This window comes from Actinomadura luteofluorescens, assembly GCF_013409365.1.
GTDB lineage: Bacteria > Actinomycetota > Actinomycetes > Streptosporangiales > Streptosporangiaceae > Spirillospora > Spirillospora luteofluorescens.
Genome location: NZ_JACCBA010000001.1, coordinates 47,214 through 61,613, shown reverse-complemented (window position 1 = coordinate 61,613; position 14,400 = coordinate 47,214). Strand labels below are relative to the sequence as shown.

Annotated in this window: 10 protein-coding genes; 8 read left to right on the top strand and 2 right to left on the bottom strand. The window is 76.0% G+C overall.

Going from position 1 to position 14,400, the window contains the following annotated elements; genetic code table 11:
* The first annotated feature begins 72 nt into the window (after positions 1–72).
* The 4 genes from BJY14_RS00280 (at position 73) to BJY14_RS00265 (ending at position 6,307) form a co-directional block, all read left to right on the top strand.
* Complete coding sequence (locus tag BJY14_RS00280) at positions 73–1,839, top strand: glycoside hydrolase family 15 protein (protein WP_179841711.1); 1,767 nt, start codon at positions 73–75, stop codon at positions 1,837–1,839.
* Between the two features lie 87 nt (positions 1,840–1,926).
* Entirely contained in the window at positions 1,927–4,956 is a 3,030-nt protein-coding gene (locus BJY14_RS00275) for an FAD-binding and (Fe-S)-binding domain-containing protein (protein ID WP_179841710.1), read from the top strand.
* Positions 4,957–5,020: 64 nt separating this feature from the next.
* Positions 5,021–5,500 (top strand): MarR family winged helix-turn-helix transcriptional regulator, encoded by a 480-nt coding sequence (locus tag BJY14_RS00270; protein WP_179841709.1) that lies wholly within the window; start codon positions 5,021–5,023, stop codon positions 5,498–5,500.
* A gap of 99 nt (positions 5,501–5,599) precedes the next feature.
* Positions 5,600–6,307: a DUF4142 domain-containing protein gene (locus BJY14_RS00265; protein ID WP_179841708.1), complete on the top strand. Its 708-nt coding sequence runs from the start codon at positions 5,600–5,602 to the stop codon at positions 6,305–6,307.
* A 16-nt stretch (positions 6,308–6,323) separates the two neighbouring features.
* On the opposite strand, the gene BJY14_RS00260 is transcribed toward BJY14_RS00265, so the two are convergent.
* The gene (locus BJY14_RS00260) at positions 6,324–7,172 is read right to left on the bottom strand and encodes an NAD-dependent protein deacetylase (protein WP_376769987.1); all 849 of its coding nucleotides are present in this window, start codon (positions 7,170–7,172) and stop codon (positions 6,324–6,326) included.
* 141 nt (positions 7,173–7,313) lie between these two features.
* On the opposite strand from BJY14_RS00260, the gene nirB reads away from it, so the two are divergent.
* From nirB to BJY14_RS00240, 4 genes are all read left to right on the top strand, one after another.
* Positions 7,314–9,815 carry a nitrite reductase large subunit NirB gene (gene nirB, locus BJY14_RS00255; RefSeq protein ID WP_179841707.1) on the top strand — a complete coding sequence of 834 codons (2,502 nt, stop codon included), beginning with the start codon at positions 7,314–7,316 and terminating at the stop codon, positions 9,813–9,815.
* Positions 9,812–11,284 (top strand): FAD-dependent oxidoreductase, encoded by a 1,473-nt coding sequence (locus BJY14_RS00250; RefSeq protein WP_179841706.1) that lies wholly within the window; start codon positions 9,812–9,814, stop codon positions 11,282–11,284. The genes nirB and BJY14_RS00250 overlap by 4 nt, the downstream gene beginning before the upstream one ends.
* Positions 11,285–11,309: 25 nt before the next feature.
* On the top strand, positions 11,310–12,509 hold the full coding sequence (locus BJY14_RS00245; RefSeq protein ID WP_179841705.1) for an amidohydrolase family protein: 1,200 nt from the start codon (positions 11,310–11,312) through the stop codon (positions 12,507–12,509).
* Positions 12,510–12,731: 222 nt separating this feature from the next.
* Positions 12,732–12,920, top strand: coding sequence for a hypothetical protein (locus tag BJY14_RS00240; RefSeq protein ID WP_179841704.1), 189 nt, complete (start codon positions 12,732–12,734; stop codon positions 12,918–12,920).
* Between the two features lie 36 nt (positions 12,921–12,956).
* On the opposite strand, the gene BJY14_RS00235 is transcribed toward BJY14_RS00240, so the two are convergent.
* On the bottom strand, positions 12,957–14,375 hold the full coding sequence (locus BJY14_RS00235; protein WP_179841703.1) for an RNB domain-containing ribonuclease: 1,419 nt from the start codon (positions 14,373–14,375) through the stop codon (positions 12,957–12,959).
* Positions 14,376–14,400 lie beyond the last annotated feature (25 nt).

The window sequence follows — 14,400 nt, the reverse complement described above, 5'->3', positions numbered from 1 at the left end:
GGTGGGGCGGTCGGAAGGAGCGTCCCTCTGCCCGGCTCCGAGTAACGGCGGTCTCCCGGGTAGTGGGAGGGCATGCAGGACGACTTCGGAGCAAAGGACTCCGGCCCGAAGGCCCTCCGCGACTACGCCCTCATCGCCGACGGCGAACGCGGCGCGCTCGTGGGCCCGCACGGGGAGTACGCGTGGATGTGCTTCCCGGTCTGGGACTCGCCGCCCGCCTTCGCGGGCCTGCTCGGCGGCCCCGGCGCCTACGTGGTCCAGCCCGGTCCCGGGCGGTGGGTCTGGGGCGGCTACTACGAGGACCGCGGGCTCATCTGGCACAGCCGGTGGGTGACCGGCGACGGCGCGATCCTGGAGTGCCGCGAGGCCCTCGCGCGGCCGGCGGCGCCCGGCCGCGCGGTCATCCTGCGCAGGTGCCGTGCCGTCCGCGGCCGCTCCCGCGTCCGGGCCCTGCTGGACGTCCGCACCGGTCACGGCGCTCCCCGGATGCGGGACGTGCGCCGCGACGGCCCGGAGTGGACGGCCCGCGGCGGCGGCGCGTCGCTGCGCTGGCGCGGCGCGGACGAGGCCGTCGTGCGCGACGGCGACGGCGGCGGGCCCGTCCTTGACCTCGCCTTCGACCTGGACGAGGGGGAGACCCGCGACCTGGTCCTGGAGATCGCCGAGGGCGGGGGCCGCGGCCCGCTGGACGCCGCGGAGCTGTGGGAGGCCACCGAGCGGGACTGGCGCGAGGCCGTGCCGGACTGCCGCGACACCCTCGCCCCGCGCGACGCCCGCCTCGCCTACTCCGTCCTGACGGGCCTCACCGCCTCCGGCGGTGGGATGGTCGCCGCCGCCACGACGGCGCTTCCGGAACGCGCGGACGAGGGCCGCAACTTCGACTACCGCTACGCCTGGATCCGCGACCAGTGCTTCGCCGGGCGCGCCGTCGCCCTCCACGGCGGGCCGCCCCGCCTGCTGCGCGCCGCCGTGGAGTTCGTGTCCGCCCGCGTCCTCGCCGACGGGGAGCGGCTGAGGCCCGCCTACACCGTCACCGGCGGGCAGGTGCCGGCCGAGAGCTCCAGCGGCCTGCCCGGCTACCCGGGCGCCCGGGCGGTCGTCGGGAACAGGGCCGGCGACCAGTTCCAGCTGGACGCGCTGGGGGAGGCGCTGCTGCTGCTGTCGGCCGCCGCCGAGCACGACCGCCGGCTCCCGGAGGCGGTGGAGGCCGCCCGCGTCGCGGTCGGCGCGGTCGCGCGCAGCTGGACCCGGCCCGAGGCGGGGATCTGGGAGATCCACGACGACCTGTGGACGCATTCGCGCCTGACCTGCGTCGCCGGCCTGCGCCAGGCGGCCCGGACGCTGGCGGGCCCCGCCGAGGCGGCCCGGTGGACCTCGCTCGCCGACGCCATCCTCGCCGAGACGTCCCGGACCTCGCTCACCCCCGAGGGCCGGTGGAGGCGCGCGCCCGGCGACGACCGCGTGGACGCGGCGCTGCTCATCCCGCCGCTGCGGGGCGCGCTCCCGAGCGAGGACCCCCGCACCGCCGCGACGCTGCGGGCCGTGCGCGAGGACCTCGTCGAGGAGGGGTTCGTCTACCGCTACCGGGCGGGGGACGAGCCCCTCGGCGTGGCCGAGGGCGCCTTCATCCTCTGCGGCTTCTTCCTCGCCCTCGCCGAGGACCGCCAGGGCGACACCGCCCGGGCCCTCGCCGCCTTCGAGCGGACCCGGTCGGGCTGCGCGACCAGCGGCCTGTTCTCCGAGGAGTACGACGTCGGGCAGCGGCAGCTGCGCGGCAACATGCCCCAGGCGTTCGTGCACGCCCTCCTGCTGGAGACCGCCTGGCGCCTCGCCGGATGACCGCGGGATGACCGCGGGACGGCGCTCGGGCCGGACGGACGGCAGGCCGGGCGATTGAAGCGGGCCCTGGCGGTTAGTCGTCTTGACATGGCTGTTTCGGCGAAGGGGACACGGCAGGACCAGAGGCGAGCGGGCGCGGCGTCCCGCGGGCGGGACGCGCTGCGGCGCGCGCTCGGCGAGAGGGTGGACGGCGAGGTCCGGTTCGATCCCGGCTCCCGGGCCGCCTACTCCCACGACTCGTCCAACTACCAGCAGCCGCCCATCGGGGTGGTGGTGCCGCGGACGGTCGAGGCCGGCGCGGAGGCCGTCCGGGTCTGCGCCGAGCACGACGTCCCGATCCTGTCCCGCGGCGGCGGGACGAGCCTGGCCGGGCAGTGCGTCAACGACGCGGTGGTCGTCGACTGGTCCAAGTACTGCCGCGCGCTGGTGTCGGTCGACCCGCGGGCGCGCCGCGCCGTGGTCGAGCCCGGCGCGTGCCTGGACGACCTGAACGAGCGGCTGTCGCGGCACCGGCTGATGGTGGGGCCCAAGCCGTCCACCCACGACACCTGCACGATCGGCGGGATGATCGGCAACAACTCGTGCGGCGCGTCGGCGCAGGCGTACGGGAAGATGGTCGACTCCGTCCTGCGGCTGGAGGTGCTGACCTACGACGGGCTGCGGATGTGGGTCGGGGAGACCTCCGAGGAGGAGTACGAGCGGATCCAGGACGAGGGCGGCCGGCGCGCCGAGATCTACCGCGCGCTGCGCGACCTGCGCGACGACGGCATGGAGCTGATCCGCACCCGCTACCCCGGCATCCCGCGCCGCGTGTCCGGCTACAACCTGGACTCGCTGCTGCCCGAGAAGGGCTTCGACGTGGCACGCGCCCTCGTCGGGTCGGAGGGCACGCTCGTCGCCGTGCTGCGCGCGGAGATACGCCTGGTGCCAATCCCGGCCTTCGAGTCGCTCGCCGTCCTCGGCTACGACGGCATCGCGGAGGCCGGCGACGCCGTGCCGCGCGTCCTGCCCTCGCGCCCGCTCGCGCTGGAGGGCATGGACGAGCGGCTCCTCGACCTGGCCCGCCGCGACCATCTCGCCGGGCCCCGCGCGGTGGAGGACATGCCGGAGGGAGGGGGCTGGCTCATGGTCCGCTTCGGCGGCGACACCAAGGACGAGGCCGACGGCAGGGCCCGCTCGCTCATCGAGGACCTGGAGAACGGGCCGAACCCGCCGCGCTGCACCTTCGTGCGCGACCCGCACGAGGAGGAGCTGCTCTGGAAGGTGCGCGAGGCCGGGCTCGGCGCGACCGCCTACCCGCCGGGACGGCCCGACACCCACGAGGGCTGGGAGGACGCCGCCGTCCCGCCCGACCGGCTCGGCGGCTACCTGCGCGACTTCCGCGCCCTCGTCGACGAGTTCGGCTATGGCCCCGTCTCGCTCTACGGGCACTTCGGGCAGGGCTGCGTGCACACCCGTATCCCGTTCGACCTGGAGGACGAGCGCGGCACCGGCGGGTACCGGCGCTTCATCGAGCGCGCCGCCCGCCTCGTCGCGGACCACGGCGGGTCGCTGTCGGGCGAGCACGGCGACGGCCAGGCCCGCGGCGAGCTGCTGCCGATCATGTTCGGGGACGAGGTGGTCCGGCTGTTCGAGCGGTTCAAGGCGGTCTTCGACCCGGGGAACCGGATGAACCCCGGCAAGATCGTCCACCCGTCCCGGCTGGACGAGAACCTCGACCACCTCGGCTACGACCCGGCCGAGCCGCGGACCCGGTTCTCCTTCCCCGACGACGACCACCGCTTCACCCACGCCGCGGCCCGCTGCGTAGGGATCGGCAAGTGCCGGGCGTCCTCGGGCGGCGTCATGTGCCCGAGCTACCGGGTGACGGGGGAGGAGGAGCACTCCACCCGGGGCCGGGCCCGGCTGCTGATGGAGATGATGCGCGGGATGCCGCGCGGCGGCACGCCGAACCCGGCGGTGCCGGGGCCGGGCGGCGCCGTCGTCATCACCGACGGATGGCGGTCGCGGGACGTCCGCGACGCCCTCGACCTGTGCCTGGCCTGCAAGGGATGCCGCAGCGACTGCCCCGTCAACGTGGACATGGCCACCTACAAGGCCGAGTTCCTCTCCCACCACTACCGGGGCCGCATCCGTCCGCCCGCGCACTACACCATGGGCTGGCTGCCGCTGTGGGCGCGGATCGCCGCGCTGGCGCCCGGCGCCGCCAACGCCGCACTGCATGCCCCCGTCCTGGACCGGGTCGCCAAGCGGATCGGCGGCATCGACCCGCGCCGCGACATGCCCCGCTTCGCCGGCGAGCGGTTCACCGACTGGTTCAGGCGCCGGCCCCCGCGCGGCGGCGGGCGGCGGGTCGTGCTGTGGCCCGACACGTTCACCGACAACTTCCACCCGCACATCGGCAAGGCCGCGGTCCGCGTCCTGGAGGCGACCGGCCACCGGGTCGAGGTCCCGCCGGTGCCGCTGTGCTGCGGCCTGACCTGGATCTCCACGGGGCAGCTCGGCACGGCCGCCCGCGTGCTGCGCCGCACCGTCCGGGCCCTCGCGCCGCGGCTGCGCGACGGCGTCCCCGTGGTCGGGCTGGAGCCGAGCTGCACCGCGGTGTTCCGCGCCGACGCCCCCGAGCTGATGGAGGGCGACGCGCTGGAGGACGACGTCAAGCGGCTCCGCGACCAGACCCGGACCCTCGCCGAGCTCCTCGACGAGCACCAGGAGGAGTCCGGTGGCGCCTCGCCGGGCGCGTCCCACGACGTCGTCGCCGGGCTCGACCGGCCGAAGGTCCGCGCGATCGCCCAGCCGCACTGCCACCAGCACGCCGTCATGGGGTTCGACGCCGACCGGCGCGTGCTGGCGCGCGCCGGGGTCGACGTGCGGACGCTCGACGTCGGGTGCTGCGGCCTCGCCGGGAACTTCGGCTTCGAGGCGGGCCACCACGAGGTGTCGGCCGCCATCGCCGAGCAGGGCGTGTGGCCCGCGGTGCGGGACGCCGGGCCGGGGACGGTCGTCCTCGCCGACGGGTTCTCCTGCCGGACGCAGATCGAGTCGGGGACCGCCGCCCGGCCACGCCATCTCGCCGAACTCCTCGCCGGCCTCCTCCCGGACGGGGACGGCCGGTGACCGGTGGCGGCCCGGTCCGCGGCGGCGCTCGCGGACGCGGGACGGGTCCCTGTAGAAAGTCGTCATGAACGAGCGGTACGACGACGGCGTCGACGCGGTGACCTCGGCGCTGCTGACCGCGTCCCGCCTGCTGGTGGCGGTCTCGGCGCGCTCGCTGGCCGCGGTGGAGGGCGCCGTCACGCTGCCGCAGTTCCGGCTCCTGGTGGTGCTGTCCTCGCAGGGGCCCGCCAAGCTCGTGACGCTCGCCGGGCTCCTGGAGGTCAATCCCTCGACCGCGATGCGGATGGTGGACCGGCTGGCCGCCGCCGGGCTGGTGGACCGCCAGGCCAGCCCCGACAGCGGCCGGGAGGTCCGCATCCAGCTCACCCCGGCCGGGCGCGGCATCGTCGACGACGTGACCGCCCGCCGCCGCGCCGACATCGCCGCGGTGGTGGCCCGGATGCCGGCCGGGCAGCGGCGCGCCCTCGTCGACGCCCTGCGCGCCTTCACCGACGCGGGCGGCGAACCGCCGGTCACCTCCCTGGCCCAGCTCGGCTGGACCTGAGCCCGGCCCGAACCGGTCCGAGCCCGGCCGAACCTTCCCGCCCGGACGCGCGTACTGCGCATCGACGCCCCTTCCCCCTCGACCGAAAGGCGGCGGCGGATGCGAGAACCCCGACCGGTCGCCGCCGCGGCGTGCGGCCTCGCCGCGGCCCTGCTGCTCGGCGCCTGCGCGCCGATCGGCCGCCAGGCGGCCGACGGCGGCGCCGTGGCGCCGCAGGCGAACGCCCAGGCCGCGGCCCAGTCCACCGTCGACACCCCGTGGGGGCCGCTCGGCCCCGCCGACCGCGACCTCGTCGTGAAGGTCCGTCAGGCGGGGCTGTGGGAGATCCCCGTCGGCCGGGAGGCCGAGCGCCGCGCCGCGCGGGCCGCGACCCGCCGCAACCTCGGCGAGATCGCGCGCCAGCACGTCCGGCTGGACGCGCTGGACCGCGCGGTCGCCGCGAAGCTGAACGTCGCGCTGCCGAGCCGGCCCACCCCGGACCAGCAGAGCTGGATGTCGGAGATCACCGGCAAGTCGGGGAACGACTACGACCGGACGGCCGTCGCCCGGCTGCGGATGGCGCACGGGCAGATCTACCCGGCGATCGCCGCCGTCCGCGGCAGCACGCGCAACACGCTCGTGCGGAACTTCTCCGAGCAGTGCGAGACGTTCGTCCGCACCCACATGAGGCTGCTGGAGGGCACCGGCTTCGTCACCGGCGACATGCTGCCCGACCCGCCCCAGGCCACCGGCGCGCCCCCGCCCGGGGACCCCGGGCACTCGCACGCCCCGGCGCCGGCCGCGACCTCCCTGCTGGGCGGGGGGTAGGGCGGGGCGGGCCCGCTCAGGCGGGCAGCTCGGCGACCAGCGCGTCCAGGGTCGCGCCGAGCGGGGCGTCCAGCGTGACGAGCGCGTGCGGATCGCCCCGGGTCGCGCCGCGGTTGACGATCGCCACCGGGACGCCGTGCCGCGCCGCGTGCCGGACGAACCGGTACCCCGACAGCACGGTCAGCGACGACCCCAGCACCAGCAGCGCCCCCGCCCGCTCCGTCAGCGCGTAGCAGTCCCCGACGCGGCCCGGCGGCACGTTCTCCCCGAAGAAGATCACATCGGGCTTGAGCGCGCCGCCGCACCGCTCGCAGTCCACGATCCGGAACGTCTCGACGGCCTCGTCGCGCAGCACGGCGTCGCCGTCGGGGTTGATCGTCTCGGCCCGGGCCGTCCAGCCGGGGTTGGCCTCGCGCAGCCGCTCGTCCAGCCGCTCGCGCGCGGACCGCTCGCCGCAGGACAGGCAGACGACCCGGTCCAGCGCGCCGTGCAGCTCGATCACCTCGCGCGCGCCCGCGGCCTGCTGGAGGCCGTCGACGTTCTGGGTGATGATCCCGGCCAGCAGGCCGCGCCGCTGCAGCTCGGCGACCGCGCGGTGCCCGGCGTTCGGGCGGGCCCGCGCGATGTGCCGCCAGCCGAGGTGGCTGCGCGCCCAGTAGCGGCGCCGCGCCGCCTCGCTCCCGGTGAACGCCTGGTAGGTCATCGGCTCCGCGCGCCGCCGCCGCCCCGTCTCCCCGCGGTAGTCGGGAATGCCCGACTCCGTCGACAGCCCCGCGCCGCTCAGCACCACCACGTCGCCGTCCGAGACGAGGTCGGCCAGCATCGGCAGGCCGGTCCGCGCCGCGTTCTCCACAGCCTCCGTCACCCTTCCATGGTGCACGACCGGGGCGGGTGCGGCGTGGGCGGCCCGCCCAACCTCGCGGGCGGGCCGCCTGTGAGGTCCACTTAACGCCGGGGTGACGGCGGGGATCCCTGCGGGTAATGCGGGCCGCCGAGGATCGGGCCCATGGGAGCCGACAGCAGACCGGACAGGCGCCTGGTCGTCGCCGGCCACGGGCCGGCCGCGCACCGCCTGGTGGAGGCGGTGCGCGAGCGCGACGCCGCCGGAACGTGGACGATCACGGTGATCGGCGAGGAGCCCCGCACCGCCTACGACCGGGTGGCGCTGACGACGCACCTGGAGGGCGCCGACCTCGCCTACCCGGCGCACGACGGCACCGTCACCGTGCGGACCGGGGAACGGGTCACCGGGATCGACCGCGCCGCCCGGACGGTCGCCACCTCGGCGGGGCGCGCCGTCCCCTACGACGCGCTCGTCCTGGCCACGGGGTCCTCGCCGTTCGTCCCGCCGGTCGAGGGCGCGGACCTGCCGGGCGTCTTCGTCTACCGCACGATCGACGACCTGGACGCGATCCGCGCGTACGCGCGGGGCAGGGCCACCGGCGCCGTCGTCGGCGGCGGCCTGCTCGGCCTGGAGGCGGCCCGCGCGATCCAGGGCCTCGGCCTGCGCAGCGGCGTCGTGGAGGTGGCGCCGTGGCTGATGCCGCGCCAGCTCGACGAGGGCGGCGGCGCGATGCTGCGCCGCCACATCGAGGCGCTCGGCATGGCCGTGCACGCCGGCACCCCGATGCGCGCCCTGGAGGCGGGGGAGGACGGCTCCGTCCGCCGCGTCGTGCTGGCGGACGGCGCGGTCCTCGACGCCGAGGTCGTGGTGTTCTCCGCCGGGATCCGCCCGCGCGACGAGCTGGCCCGCGGCTGCGGCCTGCCGGTGGGGGAGCGCGGCGGGATCGTGGTGGACGCCTCCTGCCGCACCGAGGACCCCGCCGTCTTCGCGATCGGCGAGTGCGCCCTGGTCGGCGGCGCGGTCTACGGGCTGGTCGGGCCGTGCTTCTCGATGGCCGAGGTGGTCGCCGACCGGCTGCTGTCCCCGGCGAGCACGGCGGTGTTCGAGGGCGCGGACATGTCGACCAAGCTCAAGCTGATGGGCGTCGACGTCGCCAGCTTCGGCGACCCGTTCGCCGGGCCCGGGCAGGGCGCGCTCGGCGTCACCTACACCGACCCCGTCGCCGGCGTCTACAAGCGGCTCGTCGTCAGCGACGACGCGCGGACCCTGCTCGGCGGCGTCCTCGTCGGCGACGCCGAGTCCTACGGCACGCTCCGCGCCCACGTCGGCGGCGGCCTGCCTGCCGCGCCCGAGCAGATGCTGTTCGGCGGGACGGAGGCGGCGGGCGGCGACCTCCCCGGGGCGACGGTCATCTGCTCCTGCAACAACGTCACCGCCGAGGGGATCCGCTGCGCGGTCGCCGAATGCTCCCTGACCGACGTGGCCGGTGTGAAGGACCGCACCCGGGCCGGGACGAGCTGCGGCAGCTGCGTCCCGCTGGTGAAGCGGATCCTGGACGCCGAGCTGACCGCCGCCGGGATCGAGGTCAGCACGGCGATCTGCGAGCACTTCGACTACAGCCGCGCCGAGCTGTTCGACATCGTCCGGGCCGGGCGGGTCGCGAGCTTCACCCAGCTCGTCCAGGAGCACGGGACGGGCCGCGGCTGCGACATCTGCAAGCCCGCGGTCGCCTCCATCCTCGCCAGCCTTGGCAACGGCCACATCCTGGAGGGCGAGCAGGCGGCGCTGCAGGACACCAACGACCACTTCCTGGCCAACCTGCAGAAGAACGGCACCTACTCGGTGGTCCCGCGCGTCCCCGGCGGGGAGATCACCCCCGAGCGGCTCATCGTGATCGGGGAGGTGGCGCGCGACTTCGGCCTCTACACCAAGATCACCGGCGGTCAGCGCATCGACCTGTTCGGCGCCCGCGTGGAGCAGCTGCCGGAGATCTGGCGGCGGCTCGTCGAGGCCGGGTTCGAGTCCGGCCACGCCTACGGCAAGGCGCTGCGCACGGTGAAGTCGTGCGTCGGGTCCACCTGGTGCCGCTACGGCGTCCAGGACTCGGCCGCGATGGCGATCCGGCTGGAGATGCGCTACCGGGGGCTGCGCGCCCCGCACAAGCTGAAGTCGGCCGTGTCCGGCTGCGCCCGCGAGTGCGCCGAGGCGCAGAGCAAGGACTTCGGCGTCATCGCCACCGAGAACGGCTGGAACCTCTACCTCGCCGGGAACGGCGGCATGCGGCCCCGGCACGCCGACCTGTTCGCCACCGACCTCACCGACGACGAACTGATCACCTGCATCGACCGGTTCCTGATGTTCTACATCCGCACCGCCGACCGGCTGCAGCGCACCGCGAGCTGGCTGGAGTCCCTCGACGGCGGCCTGGACTACCTGCGCGAGGTCATCGTGGACGACCGGCTCGGCATCTGCGCCGACCTCGACGACGCCATGGCCCGCCACGTCGCGTCCTACTCCGACGAGTGGCGCGACACCCTGGACGACCCCGAGCGGCTCCGCCGGTTCGTCTCGTTCGTCAACGCGCCGCAGACCCCCGACCCGAGCATCGCCTTCGAGGTCGAGCGCGACCAGATCAAGCCCCTCCCCCTGGAGGTGAAGCGATGAGCGCGGCGGACGCGGCGGGCGTGGTCGTCGTCGGCAACGGCATGGCCGGCGCGCGGTTCGTGGACGAGCTGCGCTCCCGGGACGCCGCGACGCCGGTGACGGTGTTCGGCGCGGAGGCGCAGCGCCCCTACAACCGGATCCTGCTGTCGAACGTCCTCGCCGGGAAGACGCGGGCCGACCACATCAGCCTGGTCGACGCCGCCTGGTACGCCTCCCACGGCGTGGACGCCCGGCTCGGCGTCCAGGTCACCCGCATCGACCGCGCGGCGCGGGCCGTGCACGCCTCCGACGGCACGGTCACCCCCTACGGCACGCTCGTCCTCGCGACCGGCAGCACCGCGTTCGTCCCGCCGATGCCGGGCCTGGAGGACGGCCTGCCGGACGGCGCGGAGGTGTTCCGCACGCTGGAGGACTGCGGCCGCATCTCCGCCCTCGCCGACTCGGCGCGCCGCGCGGTGGTCGTGGGCGGCGGCCTGCTCGGCATCGAGGCCGCGCGCGGGCTCATGGGCCGCGGCCTGGAGGTGACCGTCCTGCACCTGGCCGGGCACCTGATGGAGCGCCAGCTCGACCCCGCCGCGGGGAAGGTCCTGGCCCGCACGCTGGCGGCCCTCGGCATCGGCACCCGGCTGCAGGCCGCCGTCACGGGGCTGCGCACCGCGGGCGGCGCGGTGACCGGCGTCGAGCTGGCCCTGCCCGGCGGGGGGACCGAGGTCGTCGGCGCCGACCTGGTCGTCCTGTCCTGCGGGGTCCGGCCGGAGGTGGGCCTCGCCCGGGACGCGGGCCTGGCCGTCGGCCGGGCCGTGATCGTCGACGACGAGCTGCGGTCGGTCACCGACCCGTCCGTCCGCGCCATCGGCGAGTGCTCCGAGCACCGCGACGAGGTGTACGGGCTGGTGGCGCCCGCGTGGGAGCAGGCGGCCGTGCTGGCGGGGCTGCTCGCCGGCACCGATCCCGCGGCGCGGTTCACCGGCGCCCGCCAGATCACCCGGCTCAAGGCCGCCGGGATCGAGCTGGCGTCGATGGGCGAGACGCACTTCGGCGACGACGACGAGGACGTGGAGGTCGTCCGGTTCACCGACGCCGCGCGCGGCACCTACAAGAAGGCCGTGATCCGGGACGGGCGGCTGATCGGCGCGATCCTGCTCGGCGAGACCTCCACCGCCGGGACGCTCACCCAGCTCTACGACCGGGCCTCGCCGCTGCCCGCCGAGCGGCTCGGCCTGCTGTTCCCCGGCGTCGGCGCGGCGCCCGAGGCCGAGTCGCCGGTGCGGATGCCGGACGCGGCGACCGTCTGCCAGTGCAACGACGTCAGCAAGGGCCAGATCCGCGCCTGCTGGCAGGGCGGCGCCCGGACGGCCGACGCCGTCGCGCGCGACACCCGGGCGAGCACCGGCTGCGGCGGCTGCCGCTCCGCCGTCGAGGGCATCGTCGCCTGGCTGGAGGAGCAGGACACCGCCGACGTCGCTTGACGGGGCGGCGGGTAGGCTCCGCCGCATGCTCGACGGACGCCCGCTGATCGACGCGCACGTGCACGCCGCCCGGCTGCCCACGCTCCGCCCGGCCTGGCGGCGCTGGGCGGAGGAGTTCGGCTCCTCCCACCCCTGGCAGGACCTCTACGACGAGGACGGCGCGCTCGTGCCCGAGCGGGTGGACGCCTACTTCGAGGGCGAGGGCGTCGACGTCGCCCTGCTGCTGTGCGAGTACAGCCCGCGGACCACCGGCACGCAGCCCATCGAGGACCTGCGTCCGCTCCTGGAGCACAACCCCCGGCGCTTCAAGCCGATCGCCAACGTCAACCCGCATCTGCACTACCCGGTCGGCGCCGAGGTCGAGCGGCAGCTCGGTCTCGGCGCCGTCGCGCTCAAGCTGCACCCGGTGCACGGCGGGTTCAGCGTCGCCGACCCCGAGCTCTACCCCGCCTACCAGGTGTGCCGCGACGCGGGCGTCCCGGTCGTCGTGCACTGCGGGACCAGCTCGTTCCCCGGCTCGGTCAACCGGTACGCCGACCCGGCCGCGGTCGACGACGTGCTGCGGCTGTTCCCCGGGCTGACGTTCGTCCTCGCCCACGGCGGGCGCGGATGGTGGTACGACGCCGCCGCGTTCCTCGCGCTGTCCCGCGAGGAGGTGTGGATCGAGCTGTCCGGGCTGCCGCCCCGCCGGCTCCCCGAGTACTACGCCCGGCACGATCTGAAGCGCCTGGCCCGCAAGTTCGTCTTCGGCACCGACTGGCCCGGAGTGCCCGGCATCGCCCGCAACGCCCGCGCCATCGCCGCCCTCGGCCTGGACGAGGAGACCCTCGCGCTCGTCCTCGCCGGCAACGCCCTCCAGGTCTACAAGGGCCTGACCGTCCCGACGCAGATTCGAGAGGACCGTCGCATGACCGACGCGGGCCCCTTCACCGACGACGTCGTGCGGCAGATCGCACGGCACATGAACGAGGACCACGCCGCCGACTGCCTGACGATCTGCCGCGCGCTCGGCGGGCGCCCCGGCGCGACCGCTGCCAGGATGACGGGCCTGGACGCGGTGGGCATCGAGTTCGCCGTCGCCGACGGCGGCGTCGAGCACCCGGTCCGGATCCCGTTCGGCGAGCGGCTCACCGAGCGCCCGCAGGTGCGGCGCGAGGTCGTCCGCATGACCGAGCGCGCCCGCGCCGCGCTGGGCGGCGGGCCGGACGTTCCCGACGGGCCGTAGGCAGGGGGAGCCCGAAACGGTGCCGGAAGCACGGCCGTTCCCCGCACGGCTGCACGTCGCGACGCCGCGTGACCGTCCGCTGACCGGCGCGAACGTCCTTATGGTCGGAAATCCGATTATCGGCCGGCCGGAAAGAGGGCGCGGTTTCGGGGGCGGGCTGGAGGAGATCCGGTAGGCAGCCGAGGGGCCCGCGGTGGGCCCCCGACCCCCACGGAGGCCGACATGCTCGCGATCGTCGCCGCGATCGTCTTCGCACTTGCCCTGCTGTTCGACCTGGCCGACATCTCCTCGGACGCCATCAACAACAGCACCCTGACCGTCCTCGGCCTGCTGCTGATCGCCCTGCACCTCGGCGGCGTCGGCACCGGGGGCGGCGCGAACTGGCGGCCGCGCCGCCGCGGCCGCCGGTGACCGCCCGCCCCGGCCGCCGCCCGCGGCGGGCGGGGCTCACGACGCACGGGAGAAGCGGACCCGGCGGCGCGCCGGGTCCGCCTCCTCCAGCCGCACCCTGACCTGCTCGCCGAGCGGCAGCCCCTCCCCGTCGCAGCGGCCGAACACCGGTGGCGCCACCAGTTGGACGCGCCCGCCGGTCCGGTCGCCGTTCACGTCCACGACCACCGCGTCGAAGACGTCCCCGACGTGGTCGCGCAGGAGCAGCGCCTCGACGAGGTCCACGCACGCGTGGTCGATGTCCGCGCCGCGGCGCAGGGCCCGCTGCATCGCCTCGGGCAGGAGCGGCAGCGCCTCCCGCGCCCATCCCGGGACGGGGCGGTCCGCCGCCAGCGCCAGGCACACCTCCGTGGCGTACCGGTCGGCCAGCCGCCGGATCGGCGCGGTGACGTGCGCGTACGGGGCGGCGACGGCGGCGTGCGCGGCCTGCCCGGGCGGCGCCCCGTCGAAGGCGGTGTAGCCGGCGCCGCGCATCAGCCCCGCCGCGTCGTGCAGGAACGCCGCGTGCCGGGGCAGCGCCGGGTCGAGGGCGCGGACGATGTCCCCGTAGGAGGCGTTCCCCGGCCAGGAGACCTCGAGCGCCCGGGCGGCCAGCCGCAGCCGCTCGACCGCCTCGGCGGGCGCGGGCGGCATGGTGCGCAGCAGCCCGACGCCGCCGTCCAGCATCAGCCGGGCCGCGGCGCGCCCTGTCAGCAGCGAGATCTGCGCGTTCCACGCCTCGGTCGCCAGATCGCCGCGCAGCTTCAGCGCCCAGCCGCCGCCCGCGTGCACGACCTCCTGCTCGGGCAGCGGCAGGCTCACGCCGCCGCGCGCGGCCTCCGCCGCGATGAGCCGCTCGCCGATCTCGCCGAGCAGCGCGATCCGCGGGTCGCCGTCGGCGCGGCGCGCGGTGGCGTAGTCGAGCCGGTCGCGGCTGCGCACGAGGGCGCGCCGCACGTCCACACCGGTGATCCGTCCGGCGTCGTCGATATCGATGGTCCACGCCACGGCGGGACGCTCCCGGCCGGGCAGCAGGCTCGCGCTCCCCTCCGACAGGGGGCGCGGATGAAGCGGCGCGCTGGCGTCCGGCAGGTAGAGCGTCACGCCGCGAGCGCGCGCCTCGGTGTCGAGCGCGCCGCCCGGGCGCACGAACCCGGCCACGTCGGCGATCGCGTACCGCACGCGGTGTCCGGACCCGCGCCGCTCCAGGTGCATCGCCTGGTCGAGGTCGAGCGAGCCGGGCGGGTCCAGGGTGAAGAACGGGACGTCGCGCAGGTCGACGCGGCCGTTGGAGGGCGGCGCGGACGCGGCGGCCTCGGCGAGGGCGGCGGGCGGGAACGCGCCGGGCACCGAGAACTCGGCGCGGATCCGGTCGAGCCCGGCCCGGACCTCGGCGTCGGCCTCGGCGGTACGCAGTCGCAGCGGTCGGCGCGGCACACAACCGAGCGTACGGGACGAATCC

What these genes read in the sequence shown, in the direction of transcription:
- BJY14_RS00280 (WP_179841711.1), top strand. Translation starts at nt 73, where the DNA reads ATGCAGGACGACTTCGGAGCAAAGGACTCCGGCCCGAAGGCCCTCCGC.
- BJY14_RS00275 (WP_179841710.1), top strand. Translation starts at nt 1,927, where the DNA reads ATGGCTGTTTCGGCGAAGGGGACACGGCAGGACCAGAGGCGAGCGGGC.
- BJY14_RS00270 (WP_179841709.1), top strand. Translation starts at nt 5,021, where the DNA reads ATGAACGAGCGGTACGACGACGGCGTCGACGCGGTGACCTCGGCGCTG.
- BJY14_RS00265 (WP_179841708.1), top strand. Translation starts at nt 5,600, where the DNA reads ATGCGAGAACCCCGACCGGTCGCCGCCGCGGCGTGCGGCCTCGCCGCG.
- nirB (WP_179841707.1), top strand. Translation starts at nt 7,314, where the DNA reads ATGGGAGCCGACAGCAGACCGGACAGGCGCCTGGTCGTCGCCGGCCAC.
- BJY14_RS00250 (WP_179841706.1), top strand. Translation starts at nt 9,812, where the DNA reads ATGAGCGCGGCGGACGCGGCGGGCGTGGTCGTCGTCGGCAACGGCATG.
- BJY14_RS00245 (WP_179841705.1), top strand. Translation starts at nt 11,310, where the DNA reads ATGCTCGACGGACGCCCGCTGATCGACGCGCACGTGCACGCCGCCCGG.
- BJY14_RS00240 (WP_179841704.1), top strand. Translation starts at nt 12,732, where the DNA reads ATGCTCGCGATCGTCGCCGCGATCGTCTTCGCACTTGCCCTGCTGTTC.